Genomic DNA, 18,823 nt, shown 5'->3' on the forward strand with positions numbered 1-18,823 from the left:
TCGTATTGCAGATACCGCCGACGACACACGACGGCGAGCGGGAATCCGACCGCCGTCTGCCCGTCCACCAGGAGATTCATTGATGCCCCGTGCCCTTGCGCCCCGCCCGTGGGTGCCTCCCGTCACCGAGGATCGAATCCGGTTCGTCTCGAAGGCCGTGACCGGTCAGGCCATTTCCTCGATCGAGACCGAGATCGAACGACTGGTGGACGAGAACCACCGGATCCACGATGTCGAGTCCATCAACCTGAACCCGGCCACGAACGTCATGAACCCGCGGGCCGAGGCACTGCTGTCGGCGAATCTCGGCTCGCGCCCCTCGCTGGGCTATCCGGGTGAGAAGTACGAGATGGGCCTGGAGGCGATCGAGCAGATCGAGATCATCGCCGCCGAGCTGGCAGGAGAGGTTTTCGGCGCGAGCTACGTCGAGGTACGTGTCGGCTCGGGGGCGCTCGCCAACCTCTACGCGTTCATGGCCACCTGCAGGCCCGGTGACACGATCATCGCCCCGCCGGCGAGCATCGGCGGCCACGTGACCCACCACGGGCAGGGCGCGGCCGGCATGTACGGGCTGAACACCGTCGCCGCCCCGGTCGAGGCGGACGGATACACGGTGGACGTCGACGCCCTGCGATCGCTCGCGGAGGAGACGCGGCCGAAGCTGATCACGATCGGCGGCAGCCTCAACCTCTTCCACCACCCCATCGCGCGGATTCGGGAGATCGCCGACTCCGTCGGCGCGCTCGTGCTCTTCGACGCCGCGCACCTGTGCGGAATGATCGCCGGCAAGGCCTGGCCGCAGCCGCTCGAAGAGGGCGCGCATCTGATCAGCATGAGCACGTACAAGAGCCTGGGGGGACCGGCGGGCGGGCTCATCGTCACCAACGACGCCGGGCTGGCCGAGCGCCTCGACGCGATCGCCTACCCCGGTCTGACCGCCAACTTCGACGCGGGCAAGACCGCGGCGCTCGCCATGACCATGCTCGACTGGAAGGCCGCGGGACCGGCCTACGCGCAGATGATGATCGCCACGGCTCGGAGGCTGGCGGCCGAGTTGCTCGCCCTCGACATCCCGATCTTCGCCGCCGATCGTGGCTGCACCCGGTCCCACCAGTTCGCGGTCATGGCCCACAGGTACGGCGGAGGCCAGCGAGCCGCCCGGCGGCTGCGGCAGGCGAACCTGCTCACCTGCGGCATCGGCCTGCCCGCGGAGTCGATCGACGGTGACGTGAACGGGCTGCGCATCGGCACCCCCGAGATCGTCCGGCTCGGGATGACCGAGGCGGACATGCCCGCCCTGGCCTCGTTCATCGCCCGCGGCCTGGATCCGTCTGTCGACCCGGAGACCGTGGCGCCCGAGGTGACCGAGTGGCGGCGGCGGTTCTCCGGCGTGCACTTCATCGCCGATCAGCCCGCCTGAGCCGGATCGGGGTGACGCCTCGCCCCCGGGCCGGGCGACGTTCGGCGATCCGGGCATGACGTGCGGCGACCCACCCAAGGGTGACGCGCGGAGGCCCAGGAGCGACGTGTGGAGGCCCGGGGATGACGTGAGGAGGCCCGGCATGACGCGCGGAGACCTGGGGGTGACGTGCGAGGGCCCGGGAGCGACGTGTGGAGGCCCGGGGATGACGTGCGGAGGCCCGGCATGACATGCGGAGACCCAGGGGCGAGGCGGTGCCTCACCCCTGGGTCGGGGCCGCGTACGACGGGCGTACGGGAAGAGCTGTGCTTCCGGCTCCCGGGCCCCGGCTGAGGACCCGAGGAACCGACCGAGGACTAGAGCCGCTCGACCACGTAGTCGACGCAGTGCGTCAGGGCCTCGACGTCACTCGGGTCGATGGCCGGGAACATCGCGACGCGCAGCTGGTTGCGGCCGAGCTTGCGGTAGGGCTCGGTGTCCACGATGCCGTTGGCGCGCAGGACCTTGGAGACCTGGGCGGCGTCCACGCTGTCGACGAGGTCGATCGTGCCGACCACGTTGGAGCGGAACTCCGGTCCGGCGAACGGCGTGGCGTAGGAGCTCTTCTCCGCCCACGTGTAGAGGCGCTGGGCCGAGTCGGCGGTGCGGGCGGTGGTCCAGGCCAGGCCGCCGTTGCCGTTCATCCACTCGATCTGGTCGGCGAGCAGGAACAGCGTCGCGACGGACGGGGTGTTGTAGGTCTGGTCCTTGCCGGAGTTGTCGATCGCCACCGGCAGGCTGAAGAACTCGGGAACGTAGCGCCCGCTCGCGGCGATCTCGTCGACCCTGGCCAGCGCGGCCGGGGACATCAGGGCGATCCACAGGCCACCGTCGGAGGCGAAGCTCTTCTGCGGGGCGAAGTAGTAGACGTCGAACTCGGAGGCCTCGACGGCCAGGCCTCCGGCGCCGGAGGTGGCGTCGACCAGGACGAGCGAGCCCTCCTCGCCGACGCGCCTGATCGGCATCGCGACGCCGGTCGAGGTCTCGTTGTGGGTGAGCGCGTAGACGTCGACGCCCTCCTCCAGGCGGGCCTCGGGGTGAGAGCCGACCTCGGATTTGATCACGGTCGGGTCGCCCAGCCACGGGGCCTTCGCCGCCACGGAGGCGAACTTGGAGGAGAACTCGCCGAAGTGCAGGTGCTGCGACCTCTCGCGGATGAGCCCGAAGGCGGCGATGTCCCAGAAGGCGGTGGTGCCGCCGTTGCCGAGGACGACCTCATACCCCTCGGGAAGCGAGAAGAGCTCTGACAGCCCCGCGCGGACGCGCCCGACGAGCGATTTCACCGGCTTCTGGCGGTGGGACGTGCCCAGCACGCTGGATCCGGAGGCCGCGAGAGCCGAGAGCTGCTCCGGGCGCACCTTCGAGGGCCCGCAGCCGAAACGGCCGTCGACGGGCTTGATGTCAGAGGGAATCACGATGTCAGCCACTTGACCAGCCTACTGAGCTTGCGGATTGGTCCAGGACTGGGTCCGGATTTTGAGATGAAATCTGTGACGGGACTTGACATCGGGCAGGTCCAGGACGCGAAAAAGCCGCCACACACCAGGGCACCGGGACACGAAACGGCTGTCGCCCACCAGCGCCCGGGACATGGAAAGGCTGTCGCCCACCGGGGGCCAGGGCGCGGAAGGCCGCACCGCCGGGGCTCAGAACGCAAAACGGCTGCCGCGCGAGAAGATCGCGCGACAGCCGTACAGGACACGATCAGGCTGCGTCGATGACCTCGGCGGCGCCGGGGACGTCGTTGACCGAACGCTGCGGCGGGCCCACGTAGTCTGCGCTGGGGCGGACGAGCCTGCCCGTGCGCTTCTGCTCGAGAATGTGGGCTGCCCAGCCCGCGGTGCGAGCGCAGGTGAACATCGAAGTGAACATGTGCGGGGGAACCTCTGCGAAATCCAGGATGACCGCGGCCCAGTACTCGACGTTGGTGGCGAGCACCCGGTCGGGCTTACGGGCGTGCAGTTCCTCCAGTGCGGCCTGCTCCAGCGCCGCGGCGACCTCGTAGCGGGGTGCGTCGAGCTCCTTGGCCGTACGGCGGAGCACCCGTGCCCGGGGGTCTTCGGCACGGTAGACGCGGTGGCCGAAGCCCATGAGGCGCTGGCCTTTGTCGAGCTCCGTCTGGACGTACCGCTTGGCGTCGCCCATCTTCTCGACGCCTTCGATCATGTGCAGCACGCGGGCGGGGGCGCCACCGTGCAGCGGTCCGGACATGGCGCCGACCGCACCGCTCATCGCCGCGGCGACGTCGGCGCCGGTGGAGGCGATGACCCGGGCGGTGAAGGTGGAGGCGTTCATGCCGTGCTCGGCCGCGGAGGTCCAGTAGGCGTCGATGGCCCTGACGTGCTTGGGATCGGGCTCGCCCCGCCATCGGACCATGAACCGCTCGACGATGCTGTCGGCCTTGTCGACCTGGCTCTGCGAGACCATCGGCAGGCCGAGGCCGCGCGCCGACTGGGCCACGAAGCTGAGTGCGGTCACGCTGGCGCGCGCCAGATCGGCGCGGGCCTGGTCCTCGTCGATGTCGTGCAGCTGGCCGAAGCCGTACGCGGGGGCCAGCATGGCCAGTGCGCTCTGCACGTCGACGCGGATGTCACCGGAGTGGACAGGAATGGGGTAAGGCTCGGCCGGGGGGAGCCCCGGCTGGAACTTGTTGTCGACGAGCAGGCCCCACACGTGTCCGTACGAGACACGGCCGACCAGCTCTTCGATGTCGACACCCCGATACCGAAGGGCGCCCCCTTCTTTGTCCGGTTCTGCGATCTCCGTCTCGAAAGCTACTACGCCTTCGAGCCCGGGTTTGAAGTCGGACATTCTCGGCCGCCTCCCTTTCTTGAAGTCAAAGCCTTGATGTCGAGATACCGGCGGGTCTTATTCAACCCCCTGGGTCGCGACGGTGTGCCGCCGGACCCGCCGAAACGCGATCGCCCCAGGTGGGGGCCGCCGCGTATGTTTTCAGCCGGGCACGGGAGAATACCTTCCCGTGGACGCCACATCGAGACCGCCCTCGCTGGCGGGACTTCGCCGCACCTATCAGGGTCTGCCTCTTCTCGAAGCAGATCTCGCGCCCAACCCCGTGTCACAGTTCGCCGAATGGTTCGGCGACGCCGTGGATGCGGGGCTCCCGGAGCCGAACGCGATGGTGGTCGCGACCAGCTCCGCGGGCGGGCGCCCGACGGCCAGAACCGTGTTGCTCAAGGGTTACGACGAGAACGGGTTCGTCTTCTACACCAACTACGAGTCGCGCAAGGGCCGTGATCTTGCGGAGAATCCGCGGGCCAGCCTGCTGTTCCCCTGGCACTCCATCCGGCGCCAGGTCCGGGTGGAGGGTTCGGTGGTCCGGCTGTCGCGCGAGGAGTCGGCCGCCTACTTCAGGTCCCGCCCGTACGGCTCTCAGATCGGGGCGTGGGCGTCGCGGCAGTCCGCGGTCGTGCACTCCAGGGAGGAGCTGGACGACCGCTACGCGGAGCTGGCGGAGCGCTGGCCGGAGGACCCGCCCGTGCCGGAGTTCTGGGGCGGATTCCGGGTGGTGCCCACGGAAGTGGAGTTCTGGCAGGGTCAGCTCGACCGGATGCACGACCGTCTCCGCTACCGCCGTTCCGGCACCTACTGGATCATCGAGCGCCTGGCCCCATGACATCCAAACCGCTCTTTTAGTGATATATCCACATATGTCTCATACGTAGGTGGAGGGAGCGGCGTGGGGTTCGGGGAGCTCGTCCGGAGGCATGGGGTGGACACGCGTCCGCTCGGCATTCTGGCCTACCGGCGGCTCTGGGCCGGCCAGGGTGTGTCGTTCATCGGCTTTCAGCTCACCTCGGTGGCGGTCAGCGCGCAGATCTACGACATCACCAAGTCGTCCTTCTGGGTCGGCATGCTCGGCCCGGCCAACCTGATCCCCCTGATCGTCTTCGGGCTCTGGGGCGGGGCGATCGCCGACGCGGTCGACCGGCGGCGGCTGCTGCTGGTCGGCGCGCTGATCGCCTGGAGCGCGACACTCGCCCTCCTGCTCCAGGCGGCCCTGGGGATGACGAACATCGGCCTGCTGATGGCGACCGTGGCCGTGCACGCCACCGGTTTCGCCATCACCGGGCCGACCAGGGGCGCGATCATCCCCAGGCTGATCCCCGTTGATCTCGTGCCGGCGGCCAACACGCTCAACTACCTGGTGAGCGGGGTCGGCAGCGCCCTCGGCCCGCTGATCGCCGGGGTCGTGCTCGCCCAGGGCGGTTTCACCTTCGCCTACCTGATCGACGCGGTGCTGTTCGGCGCGGGTTTCTACGCCGCGGTACGGCTGCCGCAGCTCAAGCCGATCGGCGAGATCACCCGCCCCGGCCTGCGGTCGGTCGTGGACGGCCTGCGCTACGTGTCCGGGCACCCGATCGTGATGATGTCGTTCGTCGTGGACATCATCGCCATGGCGTTCGCACTGCCCAGGGCGCTGTTCCCCGAGGTCGTGGCCGAGCGGTTCGGCGGCTCGCTGATCGCGTTCGGCTGGCTGTCGGCGAGCATGGCCATCGGCTCGGTGCTCGGCGGCCTGATGTCGGGCTGGGTGGGCCGGGTCCAGCGCCAGGGCATGGCGCTCACCTATGTGATCGCCATCTGGGGGCTCACCGTCGCCGCCGCGGGGCTCGTGGGCCAGTTGTGGCTGATGGTGGCGCTGCTCGCGTTCGGCGGAGCCGCCGACCTGGTCTCCTCGGTGTGGCGGCAGACGATCCTGCAGACCCACGCGCCCGACGACATGCGCGGACGGATGCAGGGCGTGTTCATGGTGGTGGTCGCCGGCGGTCCCCGCCTGGGAGATCTTCGGGCGGGAGGCACCGCCGCCTGGTTCGGGGCCACGGGGGCGTGGGTGGGCGGCGGGATCGCGTGCGCGGTCGTGGTGATCGCCGTCGGGATGAGCGTGCCGGCCTTCAGAAATTATCGTCCCGCGGTCCGGAGCCTTTGAGCGGCTTGGGAAGGATTCGGGGGGCTCGGATGTTGCCTTCTTTTGTCATCACAGGTGGTTCTCGCAATAGGGTACGGGGTCCGAGATCTTTCAGTTCAGCGCCGCCCCCTCGGGAACGTCGCGCGATGGACGTAGCATCGAGAGAGGACGGGAGGAACCTTGACCGCACACGGCTTGATAGACACCACCGAGATGTACCTCCGGACGATTTTCGAATTGGAAGAAGAGGGCATCGTCCCCCTGCGAGCACGAATCGCCGAGCGGCTTCAGCAGAGCGGTCCCACCGTCAGTCAGACGGTCGCGCGCATGGAGCGCGACGGCCTGGTCCGGGTCGAGGGTGACAGGCACCTGACCATGACCGATCTGGGACGGACACTCGCGACGCGCGTCATGCGCAAGCACCGCCTCGCCGAATGCCTGCTCACCGACGTGATCGGCCTGCCCTGGGAAGACGTGCACATCGAGGCGTGCCGCTGGGAGCACGTCATGTCCGAATCCGTGGAGGCGAGGCTGGTCAGCCTGCTCAACAATCCCACGGAGGACCCGCACGGCAACCCGATTCCCGGCCTTGAGGAGCTCGGCGTCACGAGCGTTCCCGACGGCCGTTGGGAGACCCTGCCGTCGATGGCCGCCTTGGCCGGACCCAGGGATATACCCGTTGTCGTTCGGCGAATTAGCGAACAAGTGCAAAGTGATCCGGCTGTGATGCTTAAACTCAAGCAAGTTGGGATACAACCCGGACGCGAGGTAATGCTCGCGGCGAGCGACGATGGTGTGCGGGTGACAGGTGACGACAAAGCGGACAACCTTCTTGCGGATCTCCCGCGAGACGTCGCCGCACATGTCTTCGTCTCCACACGCTGATCCAGGCCCCTCCGCTTGGTTGAATCCCCTGCGGGAGACCCTCCACTCCCCGGCCGAGACTGCAGCAGGAGCAACCGTGGTTCGCTTTGCGCATACCCGCCCGCGAGGGGCGGTCACCGGATGAAGCGGTGGGGGGATCTATCCCAGGACGCCGCCGATCATCTGACGGCTGGTTCCGTCCTGGATCATGCCGAAATGGCAGTGGTTGTCACCGACAGGTTCAGCAACCTGCTTTATTGGAATCCGTTCGCCGAGAAGCTGTTCGGCCGTCCCGGAACCTCGGGGCCCCGTGACCAGTCGCTCTCCCTGGGCATCATGGAGAAGGATCACCCGCTCGCCGTCGAGCTCTCCAAGCACGTGCTCAAGGGCGGCGTCTGGGAGGGCACGTTCGACGTCAGGCGCGGCGACGGGACGATCATCTACGTCCGCGCGCAGGCCGTGCCTCTGCGGCACCCCTCGGGGTCGGTGACGGGCATCGTCATCACCGCCCGTGAGGCGATGCGCAGCAACGAGCGGGAGAAGGACCGATTCGGTCTGCTGGAGCGGATCGGCGAGCGACTCGCGGGCTCGCTCTACGTCGAGGAGACGCTCAAGCGCGTCGCCGAGATGCTCGTCCCGCAGTTCGCCGATCACTGCTTCATCGAGCTGATGGAGAACGGGCGGCTGTTCCGCAAGGTCTCCACCCACGTCCTGGGCTGGACCCCCCCGCCCAACACGTGGGCGCCGATCGGCGCCGAGATCTTCTACCCGACGGGGCATTACGCGGACATCGCGCTGCGCCGCCAGGAGACGATCCTCGTGGAGGACTTCTCCCAGACGAACTATCCCAGCCCCGGCGAGTCCCAGACCCGCCTCTCCGCCGAGATCGGACTGACGTCGGCCATCGTGGCGCCACTGTGCGTGCGCGGTGAGACCCTCGGGCTGCTGTATCTGGGACTGTCCAACCTCACCGACCGGCGCAGCCCGCACTACGACGCCTTCGACCGCGACTTCGTCGGAGCCATCGCCACCCGGGTGGCACTGGCCGTGGACAACGCGCTGCTGTTCGAGGAGGAGCGGCACACCGCCGAGTCCTTCCAGAAATATCTGCTGCCCCGCGCGCTCCCGCAGCTCGACGGGCTGGAGATCGCGGTCCGCTACTTTCCCGCCGCACCCCTGGCCAGTCACGGGCAGGGCATCCAGACCCAGGTCGGCGGCGACTGGTATGACGTCATCCCGCTGTCGGCGGGCCGGGTCGGCATCGTCATCGGCGACGTCGAGGGCCGGGGCGCCAAGGCCGCGGCCGTCATGGGGCAGCTCCGCGCCGCCCTGAGGGCCTTCGCCCAGGACGACAAGCCGCCCGCGGAGATCCTCGCCAGGCTCGACGAGTGGACGCGCATCATCGCCACTCCCGAGCAGGACGAGAGCGGTACGGACATCAGCATCCCGCCCATCGTCACCTGCCAGTACCTCGTTTATGACGCCTGGTCGCGGCAGCTGTCGTTCGCCAACGCGGGCCATGCCCCGCCGCTGCTCCTCATCAACGGCGTCTGCACCGAGCTCGACATCAAGGAGGTCGGCCAGCCGCTGGGCGTGCGCGCCAAGGGCCTCCACGCCGACCTGGTCTACAAGGAGGAGACGCGGACGCTGCCTCCCGGCGCCGCGCTGCTGCTCTACACCGACGGTCTCGTGGACCGTCGTCCCGTGCGCGACGCCGACGGCAGGCATCCCAACGACGAGGAGACTCTCGCGCTGCTCTGCGGCAAGCTCGTCGAGGTCACCGACGCCGCGGCGGGGGACATCTCGGTGGAGGGCATCGCGGACGCCGCGACGGCCGCCGTGCCCGGCGAGATCGACGACGACATGGCCATCCTGGTGGTCAGGTCCGCCTCCGACGATCTCCAGGTCGAGGAGCGCACCTTCCCCGCTCAGCCGATCATGGTCGGTGAGGCCCGCCGGATGGCGGCGGAGGCGTTCACGGACTGGGACGTCTCCGAGGAGCGCGCCGAGCTCGCCTGCCTGCTGGTCTCCGAGGTGGTCACGAACGTCGTGCTCCACGCCGCCGCCGCCAGCATCCCGCGCCGGGAGCTGGCGATGGACGGCCCGCCGCTGCCGTTCGAGGAGTCCTGGGACGTCCCGGGCTTCGACGACGAGATCGCCAACGAGAAGGAGTTCACGCTCCGGATCCGCCGGGGCGGGGAGTCCGTCTGGGTGGAGGTCTTCGACCAGGACCTCCGGCTTCCCCGCATCCGCAGCGCGGGCGAGAACGACGAGGGCGGACGGGGCCTCTACCTCGTCGACCAGCTCGCCAAGCGCTGGGGCTCCCGTCCGACCAAGGAGGGCAAGGCCGTCTGGTTCGAGATTCCCACCAAATCGCGCTGAGCCCGGCGCGGCGGGTCGGAAGCCGTCTCCACCGGGTCGCGCCGAGGTCGGCATCGAGGGGCCAGAGGTCGTCTCCACCACGTCGCGCAGGGTCTGGCCCGGCAGGGTCGGAGACCGGTCTCCGTCAGGTCGCGCCGAGCCCGGCGCGGCGGGTGGGAAGTGGTTTTCGCCAGGTCGCGCCGAGCCCGATGCGGCGGGTCGAAAGTCATTTTCGCCGCGTTGTGTTGGGTTTGGTGCGGCAGGCTGGAAACCGTCTCCGGTAAATCGCGCCGAGCGGGGCGGAACAGGGCTGGAAGCCGCCTCCGATCGGTGCTTGACTCGGTGATATGGAGCTGGCCTTCGAACGACGCGGGATCGGGGCTCCCCTGGTTCTGCTGCACGGTATCGGGCATCACTGGCAGGCATGGCTGCCAGTGCTCGACCGGCTCGCCGCCAAGCGGGACGTGATCGCCGTGGACTTCCCCGGCTTCGGCGTCTCACCACCGCTGCCGCCCGGCACGCCGTACACGGCGGAGAGCCTCGCGGACGCGATCGAGTCCTTCTTCGCCCTGCTCGGCCTGCGCGAACCCCACGTGGCGGGAAACTCCCTGGGCGGCTACGTCGCCCTGGAGCTGGCCTCGCGCGGAGCGGTCCGTACGGCCACTGCCCTGTCTCCCGCCGGGTTCTGGAACCGGACCGAGCTGGCGTACGCCCGAGCCGTCCTCCGGGCGACCCATGCCTCGACCCGAACGATCACTCCCGAGCAGGCGCTCGCCGCCGCGTCGAACCCGCTGGGCAGGATCGCCTTCTCCGGCCTCCTGGTGGCCCACCCCTCCAGGCTCTCCCCGGAGGCGCTGCTCGCGGCCTGCCAGGCGCTCAGGGACGCCCAGGGATTCGACGACACCCTCGACTCGTTCGATTGGCTGATGCCCCCCGGCCCGCCGAAGGTGCCGATCACGATCGCCTGGGGCGAGCACGACCGCCTGCTGCTGCGGCGGCAGGCCGTACGGGCCGCCAAATGGTCGGGGCAGCGGGCGAAGCTGCTCAAGGGATGCGGGCACCTGCCGATGAGCGACGACCCGGAATTGGTCGCGAGCGTCCTTCTGGCCGCCTCGGAGTGAGGCGACGCGGACCGGGCCGGGCTTCGACGACTAGTCATCGTCGTCACGGTCGTCGTCACGGTCGTCGTCACGATCGTGACGACGACCGTCGCCGGGCTTGCGATCATCCGAGGCGAAGGTGAGCCCGGAGTCCTGCAGGAAGGAGATGAGGGGCCCCGTGGAGGCGAGCCTGCCCCTTCGCCGTGCTTCGACCAGATCGCGGCCAAGCCTGCTCAGCTCGTCGCGAGCGTCTCCGGCCTTGCCCTCCTGGATCTTCCTGGCCAGCCTGTCGATCCTCTCGCGGGTCTCGCGGGCCAGCCTGGAATTGATGCCGCCCTGGCGTTCCTGGTCGGTGACGGCACGGCTGAAGGCCGACAGGCGCGTCTGCCATCCCCCCGCTGTCGGCGACGGCGAACTCAGGACCGGGGGCGGGGCCGGAGTCGCCGACGGGCTCTGCGAGACGGTCGGTGGCGTGGATGGTGTCGTGAGCGGGAGCACGGCCGAGATCGTGGGCGAGGTCGCGGAAACGGGCTGCTCCGCCGGATCCGTCGAGGCCGACGCCCATAGGACCGCGACCACCAGGACGCCGGCCAGGCCCATCGCGGCACCGGCGCGCCGCCCCGGCAGGCGACTCCGCAGACGATCCGGCATGAGCTTCGCCGTCCACGCCGACGCCGGTGAGCCGGGCAGGGTCCACACCTCCGCCGGCGGGCCGAGCGTGGCTGTAGCGGTTGCGGGAGTTGCAGGGGTTGCAGGGCTTTTGGGAGCCGTGGGGAACGTCGCGGTGTTCCGGGCGGGCGGCATCACCTGGCGGGCGACCGTGGCCAGAACCTGCCGGACGACGTCTCCGCCGGCGGGCCGGACGGCCGGATCCTTCTGCAGCAGGGCCAGCACCAGTCTTTCCAGCTCCACCGGAATGTCCGGGCGGTACCTGCGGGGCGAATCCGGAAGGCTGTGAACGTGATGGAAGATCATTTCCGTCGGCGATCCGACGAACGGAGGCCGCCCGCACAGCAGCTCGTAACAGACGCAGCCAAGCGCGTACAGGTCGGAGGCCGCGTCGCCCGCCTCGCCGAGGATCTGCTCGGGGGACAGGTAGGCGGCCGTGCCGATGACGCTTCCCACGGAGGTCAGTCGCATCGCGGCCTCGTTCGTGCTCCGGGCCGTCCCGAAGTCGACCACCTTGAGCCGGCCGTCCGCGCTCTGGTGCAGGTTGGCCGGCTTGACGTCACGGTGCACGACTCCGGCCCGGTGCGCGGTGTCCAGCCCGACGGCGGCCTGCCCCACCAGGTGGCACACCGCGGGAATGCTCAACGGCCCCTTCTCCGCCAACTCGGTGGCGAGGTCGCGGCCGGTCAGCAACTCCATCACCAGGTACGGCCGGCCCTCGTGCTCGCCCACGTCGAACACGGTCACCACGTTGGGATGAACGACCCGCGCGGCGATCCGCGCCTCCCGGGCGAACCGTTCGCGCATCGAGAGGTCGGACACCTGCGGTGACAGGATCTTGACCGCTACCGGCCAGTCCCGTTTCAGGTCATGCCCACGCCATACCTCGCCCGTCCCGCCTCGGCCGATCAGCTCCGCCAATCGGTACCGACCGGCGAGCACGGCCGGCGTCCCTTCCCAAGCGCCCACGATTCCCGCCGTCGATTCCAAACTCCACAAATGGACGCCCAACCCTACGGGTGTTTCCCGGAGTCACACGACGAAAGCGCGGTGGGCACGGGGATACGACTCGCCTGACGCCTGCTTCCCGCCGGAGGAGGGGTCCGGCGCCGGAGCGCTCCGAGGGCGGCGTGACGCGGCGCCCGGGCGATCGGATTCCTAGCGGTTCTGTCCCCAGATGGCGAGCATCGCGATGACAAACACGATCATGACGCCCATGTAGGCGACGGGACCCATCCGGACGGCCCTGCGCACCCGGTTGAGGCCCCAGGCGAACAGGAACGCCAGGAAGATCAGCAGAATCAGTCCGCTGTCCATCGTCACCACCTTGGAGAGGCCTACGGTGACCAGTATGCGTCGGCGACGCCGATCGTGTGAGGAACCGGCCCTGTTCCCGGGAGGCCGTTCCGAAGTTTCCGGGCGGCTGTCACGAAACCTCCCGGATGGCCTCGCGCCGGTGGGTGGCCGAGCGCGGCTTCGACCTGCGTACCGGACAGGGCAGGCGCGTAGACGACACGCTTACGCGGTCTCCGCCTCTTCCTCCACCCCGGCCCGCGCGGCGAGTTGGTCGCGCACCCGGGACAGGCGGGTGATCTCCGCGTCGAGGGCGGCGAGCCTGCGCCGCACCACGCCGCTCGCCATGGAGCAGCCGGGACCGCCGCGCGGCGGCAGCGTGTCGCCGTCCAGCAGCTGCAGGCGATCGGCGCAGCCCCGTACGTCCTCGACGGTCAGCCCGAGCGACAGCAGCTCGCGGATGATGCGCACCCGGGACACCTCGCGCTGACCGTACTCCCGCTGCCCGGTCGCCGTGCGCGGGGGCGGGCTCAGCAGCCCGCGCTGCTCGTAGAACCGCAGCGCACGGGGCGTGGTACCCGCCGCGGCCGCCGCGTCGCCGATGCGCATCGGTCCTCCCAGCAAGCTCTACAACTCGACGATGACGGTGCCGAAATGCCGTCCCTCGATCATTTCCTGCAACGCCCGCGGTGCGCAATCGATGCCCGCGACCCGAACGTGCGGAAACGTGATGTCGCCCGCGCGCAGCCAGCCGCCGAAGCGTTCGAGCCACTGGGATCGCGCCTGCTCGTCGAGGCCCTGGAAGGCCCGCATCGAGATCCGCTTGAGGATCAGCCGGTAGGTGTCGAGCTCGACCGGCGCCGTCCCGCCCGTTCCGTGGGGCGACATCTGCCCGGACAGCGCGCCGACCAGGACGAACCGGGCTCCGGGCCGGGCCGTGGCCACCGCCGCCTGGAGCTGGTCGCCGCCGACGTTGTCCAGATAGACGTCGATGCCGTCAGGGGCGGCCTTCGCGAGCTGCTCCTCGATCGGCGCCGCGCCGCGGATCACGGCCGCGTCGTACCCCAGCTCGGAGATCAGCCGATCGGCCTTCTCCCGCGAGCCGGTGCTGCCGATCACCCGACCGGCGCCGAGCAGCCGGGCGATCTGCCCGGCCAGCGATCCGACCCCGCCCGCGGCGCCGGAGACGAACACCGTGTCCCCCGGCCTGACCGCGGCGTCCCTGGTCAGCGCCGCGTAGGCGAGCTCGCCCTGACCCAGATGCGCGACGGGGTCGGGCAGCGCGTCGCCCAACGGCGTGACCTGGCCGACCGGCACGACCGCGTACTCGCGCCAGCCCAGCCAGTGTGAGACCAGGTCACCCGCCCGCAGCCCGCTGTCCCCGGAGGCCGCCACGACCTCCCCGATCGCGGGCCCGAACAGGGTGTCGCCGGGGCGCAGCGGAGGTATGGGCGCCCCCTCCACGCTCCCGCCGATCAACGTGCGGAGCGCGGCGAAGACGTGGAAGAAACGATTGCGGACCAGCACCTGGCCGTCGTCCGGTACGGGCAGCGGGACGTCGGCGATGACAAAATGCTCCGGCTTGGGCAGCCCGTCCGGCACGGTGGTGAGCCGGATCTCTCTTGATATCTGCGGCAGAGGCGGCACGTTACGCTCCTCAGATCTACGACGGCCAGAAGGACGTCGCGACCCTAACCCCTGACCCGCGCGTCAGAGGCAACTCCACAGGTCGATCACCCGGTGATTCGTGATCGAAGTGAGCGTGGGCAGAGGGCGTTGTGTGCCCGGTGGTTGTTCATGCGGGGTAGGCGTGGGTCTCGGTGGCCTTGACCGCGGCCCAGATCTCCTGGCCCGGAGTCAGGTCGAGGTCGGCGACGGCGGCGGGGGTGACGTCGGCCGAGGCGATGATCGGCCCCTCCAGGTGGATGCGGACGTTGTCGCCGTGCCGTTCGATGCCCTCGATCGTGGCCTGCCACAGGTTTCGGGGGCTGCCGTCCGGGCGGGTGCGATACAGGGCGACGGCGGCGGGTGAGAAGGCGACGAACGCCGGGCCGTCGAAGGACTCGGCGACGCTGAAGGACACGTCGCCGACCGTGACCTGCCGGTCGGCGGAGACTCCCCGATACAGGTTCAGGCCGACCAGGCGGGCGACGTAGTCGGTGCGCGGGCGGCGGGCCACCTCCACCGGCTCGCCCTGCTGCACGATGGCGCCGTTCTCGATGACCACCAGCCGGTCGGCCAGGACCATGGCGTCCAGCGGGTCGTGGGTGACCAGGACGACGGCGCCGTCGAAGTCGGACAGATGGCGGCGGAGCTGGGAGCGGATCTCCAGGCGGGTGTGGGCGTCCAGCGCGGCCAGCGGCTCGTCCAGCAGGAGCATGCGCGGTCGCACGGCCAGGGCGCGGGCCAGGGCGACGCGCTGGGCCTGGCCGCCGGACAGCTGCCGGGGCCTGGCGTCGGTGTGCTCGGCGAGGCCGACGCGCTCCAGCCAGACGGCCGCGCCGCGGCGAGCGTCGGATTTGGAGGCGCCGTGACAGCGAGGGCCGAAGGCGACGTTGTCCAGCGCGGACAGGTGAGGGAAGAGCAGATACTCCTGGAAGACCATGCCGATCGGGCGGCGCTCGGTGGCGACCGTGTGCAGCGGCCGGTCGTCGAGGTCGATGTGGCCGGCCGACAGGGCGGTGAGCCCGGCCAGGGCACGCAGCGCGGTGGTCTTGCCCGCGCCGTTGGGGCCGAGCAGGGCGACGACCTCGCCTGCGGCGACGGTGAGGTCGATGTCCAGGCGGAAGCCGGGGCGTTCGACGATGAGGTGGGCGTTCAGGGTCACGGGCTGTTCACCCACCGATCACGCAGGCTGGCCAGGATGATCACAGAGACGGCCAGCAGGACGAGGCTGAGCACGATCGCCGCCTCCGGTTCGGTCTCCAGGGCGATGTAGACGGCCAGCGGCATGGTCTGGGTCTGCCCGGGGAAGTTGCCGGCGAAGGTGATGGTGGCGCCGAACTCGCCCAGGGCGCGGGCCCAGCACAGGACGGCTCCGGCCACGATGCCCGGAGCGATCAGGGGCAGGGTGACGCGGTGGAAGATGGTCCAGCGGGAGGCGCCCAGGGTGGCGGCGGCCTCCTCGAAACGCAGGTCGGCGGCTCGTAGCGCGCCTTCGACGCTGATGACCAGGAACGGCATGGCGACAAACGCCTCGGCGATCACGACCCCGGCGGTGGTGAACGGCAGGGTGATGCCGAAGGCGGAGTCCAGCCACTGGCCGACCAGGCCGCGCCGTCCCAGCACGAGCAGCAGCGCGACGCCGCCCACCACGGGAGGCAGTACGAGGGGGACGGTGACCAGGGCGCGCACCAGCCGCCGGCCGGGGAAGCTGACACGGGCCAGCAACCACGCGAGCGGCACCCCGAGCAGCAGGCAGAACAGCGTGGCCAGGGACGCGGTCACCAGCGACAGGCGCAGCGCCTCCAACACCTGCGGCTCGGCCAGCCGCTGGGGCAGCGTGGACCAGGGGGCACGCAGCAGCAGCCCGGCCAGCGGCAGCACCAGGAAGACCATGCCGACCACGGCGGGCAGGACCAGAACCCAGGGCAGGCGGCCCGACACGCCGCCGGACGGCCTGCTCGCCCGATCGGGGCGGCGCTGGGCTCCGCCCCGATCGGCAGGTGTCGCTGAGGATGTCATGACGAGGTCAGGGGGCTTCGAATTACGGACTCACCAGGTGAGTGTGGTCGGCGATCTCGACGACGACGTTGGTGGACTTGATCACGGCGACCGCCACCACCCCCACCTCCAGGCCCAGCTCGTCGGCGGCCTGACGGCTCATCAGCGAGACCACTCGATAGGGTCCGGCGGCGATCTCGACCTGGGCCATCACCGCGTCCCTGATCACCTCGGTCACGATCCCGCGAAAGCGGTTACGCGCCGAAGAACCCGAACTGTCCTCGGTCTCGATCTGGGAGCGCGCGAACGCGGCCAGATCCGCACCGGCCACCGTCCGGTGACCGTGCTCATCGCGGTGAGCCGGGAGCCGGCCGATGTCGACCCATCGCCGCACGGTGTCGGGGCTGACCCCGAGCAGCGAGGCGGCCTCACTGATCCGAAACGTCGTCACAAACAATCACCATACCTTCGCATATTCAGGCCCCGATACCCGGATTACATGGCAATCGAGCCAAGGCCTATTGCTTTCCCTGGCACTTGAGATATTGGCGGCGGTGCTCGGCCATCGCCACCGACCACCGCTCCGGATGACCGAACCGGGCGATGGCGCCCCGCCTCGATGACCCGCACCGGCCGATCCCCTGACCATCCCGAGGGCGGGTGACCTGGCACGGAGCCCCGAAGACACGGCGTTCCGGCCTGGCGATCATGGTGATCGACGGCTTCGGCATATTCGACCGTATCGAGGAATATCTCCTTCAGGGCCGAGTAAGCGTGATGTCGGATCTCATGGGATCGTTGCGCTTCATGAGCAGATCGTTGAAGGTAACGCGCGTCCTGCTGGTGGCAGCCTTCGCCGCCGGTCTTTCCGCCTGCTCCGGTGGGAGCGACCCCGCAGCGGGCACGGCGGCGCCCGTCGTCACCGTTACCGTCACCGCGTCGGCCACTCCTTCGACCTCTCCCTCCGATCTCCCGGACCCCTCGAACGCGGATTCCCCGGAGACCCCGCTTCCGGAGTCGCCGTCGATCTCGGCGACGCCGAGCGCGAGTGACTCGGCCATGGTCAGGGGGACCGACGCCGAGATCATGGGCCCGGTCACGCTGCTGGGAGCCAACTCGATCACAGTGACCCCCGATCACGGCGGCTCTCAGAAGGCCGAGCTCACGCCCTTCACGGTGGTGCTCGACCGGCGGGGGACGATCTGCACCGAGGGCGGGTTCCCGCACGAGTGCAGCGTGAAGCAGATGCGGAAGGCACTCACCTCGGGCGGTTCCCTCTACGCCAAGGTGACCATCAAGGACGGCGTGGCCACGCAGATCGAGGAGATGGCCAAGAAGTAACGGTTCTACGGGGAAGCCCCATGGCCCATCCGGTTGCCGACGCGGTCGCCGGATACGGTGGTTGCGGCGGCAGCGGAGAAGGGGCGTGGCGTGACAACGGGGGAAGAAGGCTTCGACCGTCGGATCGAACCGTTCCGGACGGAACTGCTGGCGTACTGCTACCGGATGCTCGGCTCGGCTCACGACGCGGAGGACCTGGTCCAGGACACATACCTGAGGGCATGGCGGGCGCGGGAGCAGTACGACGACACTCGCAGCTCACTGCGTACCTGGCTCTACCGGATCGCGACGAACGCCTGCCTGACCGCCCTGCAGGTTCGCGGCCGCCGGCCGCTGCCGTCGGGGCTGGTGGCCGCGTCCGATCCGCTCGGGCCGCTCGTCCAGGGAGAGCGCGTCGCCTGGCTCCAGCCCCTGCCGGACGCGTTGCTGGACGCGGGCGATCCGGCCGGGACCGTGGTCGACCGCAGCAGCCTGCGCCTGGCGTTCGCCGCCGCCCTGCAGCACCTGTCGGCACGTCAGCGCGGTGCGCTGGTCCTGCGTGACGTGCTCGGCTTCTCCGCGTCCGAGGCGGCGGAAATCCTCGGTACCACCGTCGTGTCGGTGAACAGTTCCCTGCAGCGGGCGCGTACCCGCGCGAAGGAGGTCGGGGTCCGGCAGGACCGGGTCAGCGAGCCGTCCGCGGCCGAGCAGCGCGCCTGGGTCGAGCGCTACATGAAGGCGTTCGAGCTCGCCGACGTCGAGGGCCTCAAGCGGCTGCTCATCGAGGACGTGATCATGGAGATGCCGCCGATGATCAACTGGTTCTCCGGCCGCGGCAACTACGGCCTGTTCATGGAGTGGGTCTTCGAGGCGGCGGGGAAGGACTGGCTTCTCAAGGAGGTCACGGCCAACGGCGGCCAGCCCGGATTCGCCGCCTATCGGCGCGTCGGTGACGGATACGAGCTGCACACCCTCCAGATCTTCACCGTCACCGCCGAGGGCATCAGCCGGAATTCGGTGTTCCAGGATTCCGAGGTCTTCGCGGCCTTCGGTCTGGCGGCCGGACTCGACGCCCAGGGGCTTGCCGACGTCGGGGGTTCCGCTTAGCCGGGTGAGAGGGACGACAGTTCGAGTCCGGCAGCCTCTCTGCCGAGCACGCCTCGAGATTTC

Annotated in this window: 17 protein-coding genes; 8 read left to right on the plus strand and 9 right to left on the minus strand. The window is 69.6% G+C overall.

The window, feature by feature from the left end:
- Window positions 1-82 precede the first annotated feature (82 nt).
- Entirely contained in the window at window positions 83-1,420 is a 1,338-nt protein-coding gene (glyA, locus tag DKM19_RS02940) for a serine hydroxymethyltransferase (protein WP_110694373.1), read from the plus strand.
- A gap of 356 nt (window positions 1,421-1,776) precedes the next feature.
- Here glyA and serC read toward each other — a convergent pair whose 3' ends face one another.
- Window positions 1,777-2,886: a phosphoserine transaminase gene (gene serC, locus DKM19_RS02945; protein ID WP_110694374.1), complete on the minus strand. Its 1,110-nt coding sequence runs from the start codon at window positions 2,884-2,886 to the stop codon at window positions 1,777-1,779.
- A 277-nt stretch (window positions 2,887-3,163) separates the two neighbouring features.
- Complete coding sequence (locus DKM19_RS02950) at window positions 3,164-4,270, minus strand: citrate synthase 2 (protein ID WP_110694375.1); 1,107 nt, start codon at window positions 4,268-4,270, stop codon at window positions 3,164-3,166.
- Window positions 4,271-4,439: 169 nt separating this feature from the next.
- On the opposite strand from DKM19_RS02950, the gene pdxH reads away from it, so the two are divergent.
- The 5 genes from pdxH (at window position 4,440) to DKM19_RS02975 (ending at window position 10,729) form a co-directional block, all read left to right on the plus strand.
- On the plus strand, window positions 4,440-5,093 hold the full coding sequence (pdxH, locus tag DKM19_RS02955) for a pyridoxamine 5'-phosphate oxidase (protein WP_089211678.1): 654 nt from the start codon (window positions 4,440-4,442) through the stop codon (window positions 5,091-5,093).
- A gap of 96 nt (window positions 5,094-5,189) precedes the next feature.
- On the plus strand, window positions 5,190-6,404 hold the full coding sequence (locus tag DKM19_RS02960; protein ID WP_239514057.1) for an MFS transporter: 1,215 nt from the start codon (window positions 5,190-5,192) through the stop codon (window positions 6,402-6,404).
- Window positions 6,405-6,563: 159 nt separating this feature from the next.
- Window positions 6,564-7,268, plus strand: a complete 705-nt coding sequence (locus DKM19_RS02965) for a metal-dependent transcriptional regulator (protein ID WP_089211676.1) — start codon at window positions 6,564-6,566, stop codon at window positions 7,266-7,268.
- A gap of 120 nt (window positions 7,269-7,388) precedes the next feature.
- Window positions 7,389-9,629: a SpoIIE family protein phosphatase gene (locus DKM19_RS02970; RefSeq protein WP_110694377.1), complete on the plus strand. Its 2,241-nt coding sequence runs from the start codon at window positions 7,389-7,391 to the stop codon at window positions 9,627-9,629.
- A 326-nt stretch (window positions 9,630-9,955) separates the two neighbouring features.
- Entirely contained in the window at window positions 9,956-10,729 is a 774-nt protein-coding gene (locus tag DKM19_RS02975) for an alpha/beta fold hydrolase (protein WP_110694378.1), read from the plus strand.
- Window positions 10,730-10,759: 30 nt separating this feature from the next.
- On the opposite strand, the gene DKM19_RS02980 is transcribed toward DKM19_RS02975, so the two are convergent.
- The 7 genes from DKM19_RS02980 to DKM19_RS03005 form a co-directional block, all read right to left on the minus strand.
- Complete coding sequence (locus DKM19_RS02980; RefSeq protein WP_162641248.1) at window positions 10,760-12,319, minus strand: serine/threonine-protein kinase; 1,560 nt, start codon at window positions 12,317-12,319, stop codon at window positions 10,760-10,762.
- A 216-nt stretch (window positions 12,320-12,535) separates the two neighbouring features.
- Complete coding sequence (locus tag DKM19_RS50475) at window positions 12,536-12,694, minus strand: hypothetical protein (RefSeq protein ID WP_179282652.1); 159 nt, start codon at window positions 12,692-12,694, stop codon at window positions 12,536-12,538.
- A 201-nt stretch (window positions 12,695-12,895) separates the two neighbouring features.
- Window positions 12,896-13,279 carry a MerR family transcriptional regulator gene (locus DKM19_RS02985; RefSeq protein ID WP_110694380.1) on the minus strand — a complete coding sequence of 128 codons (384 nt, stop codon included), beginning with the start codon at window positions 13,277-13,279 and terminating at the stop codon, window positions 12,896-12,898.
- Between the two features lie 18 nt (window positions 13,280-13,297).
- A complete protein-coding gene (locus tag DKM19_RS02990) occupies window positions 13,298-14,317 on the minus strand; it encodes an NADP-dependent oxidoreductase (RefSeq protein ID WP_110694381.1) in 1,020 nt (339 codons plus the stop codon).
- A gap of 148 nt (window positions 14,318-14,465) precedes the next feature.
- Window positions 14,466-15,497, minus strand: coding sequence for an ABC transporter ATP-binding protein (locus tag DKM19_RS02995; protein WP_110694382.1), 1,032 nt, complete (start codon window positions 15,495-15,497; stop codon window positions 14,466-14,468).
- Complete coding sequence (locus tag DKM19_RS03000; RefSeq protein ID WP_110694383.1) at window positions 15,494-16,354, minus strand: ABC transporter permease; 861 nt, start codon at window positions 16,352-16,354, stop codon at window positions 15,494-15,496. Before DKM19_RS03000 ends, DKM19_RS02995 begins: the two co-directional genes overlap by 4 nt.
- Window positions 16,355-16,376: 22 nt before the next feature.
- A complete protein-coding gene (locus tag DKM19_RS03005) occupies window positions 16,377-16,784 on the minus strand; it encodes a molybdopterin-binding protein (protein ID WP_110694384.1) in 408 nt (135 codons plus the stop codon).
- A 356-nt stretch (window positions 16,785-17,140) separates the two neighbouring features.
- Between DKM19_RS03005 and DKM19_RS03010 the strand changes: the two genes are divergently transcribed.
- A complete protein-coding gene (locus DKM19_RS03010; RefSeq protein WP_162641249.1) occupies window positions 17,141-17,674 on the plus strand; it encodes a hypothetical protein in 534 nt (177 codons plus the stop codon).
- A gap of 57 nt (window positions 17,675-17,731) precedes the next feature.
- Complete coding sequence (locus DKM19_RS03015) at window positions 17,732-18,760, plus strand: sigma-70 family RNA polymerase sigma factor (RefSeq protein ID WP_110694386.1); 1,029 nt, start codon at window positions 17,732-17,734, stop codon at window positions 18,758-18,760.
- Window positions 18,761-18,823: the final 63 nt, after the last annotated feature.

It is taken from the genome of Streptosporangium sp. 'caverna' (assembly GCF_003203775.1).
Classification (GTDB): Bacteria; Actinomycetota; Actinomycetes; order Streptosporangiales; family Streptosporangiaceae; genus Streptosporangium; species Streptosporangium subroseum.

What these genes read in the sequence shown, in the direction of transcription:
- glyA (WP_110694373.1), top strand. Translation starts at nt 83, where the DNA reads ATGCCCCGTGCCCTTGCGCCCCGCCCGTGGGTGCCTCCCGTCACCGAG.
- DKM19_RS02950 (WP_110694375.1), bottom strand. Translation starts at nt 4,270, where the DNA reads ATGTCCGACTTCAAACCCGGGCTCGAAGGCGTAGTAGCTTTCGAGACG.
- DKM19_RS02970 (WP_110694377.1), top strand. Translation starts at nt 7,389, where the DNA reads ATGAAGCGGTGGGGGGATCTATCCCAGGACGCCGCCGATCATCTGACG.
- DKM19_RS02975 (WP_110694378.1), top strand. Translation starts at nt 9,956, where the DNA reads ATGGAGCTGGCCTTCGAACGACGCGGGATCGGGGCTCCCCTGGTTCTG.
- DKM19_RS50475 (WP_179282652.1), bottom strand. Translation starts at nt 12,694, where the DNA reads ATGGACAGCGGACTGATTCTGCTGATCTTCCTGGCGTTCCTGTTCGCC.
- DKM19_RS02985 (WP_110694380.1), bottom strand. Translation starts at nt 13,279, where the DNA reads ATGCGCATCGGCGACGCGGCGGCCGCGGCGGGTACCACGCCCCGTGCG.
- DKM19_RS03000 (WP_110694383.1), bottom strand. Translation starts at nt 16,354, where the DNA reads ATGACATCCTCAGCGACACCTGCCGATCGGGGCGGAGCCCAGCGCCGC.
- DKM19_RS03010 (WP_162641249.1), top strand. Translation starts at nt 17,141, where the DNA reads ATGAGCAGATCGTTGAAGGTAACGCGCGTCCTGCTGGTGGCAGCCTTC.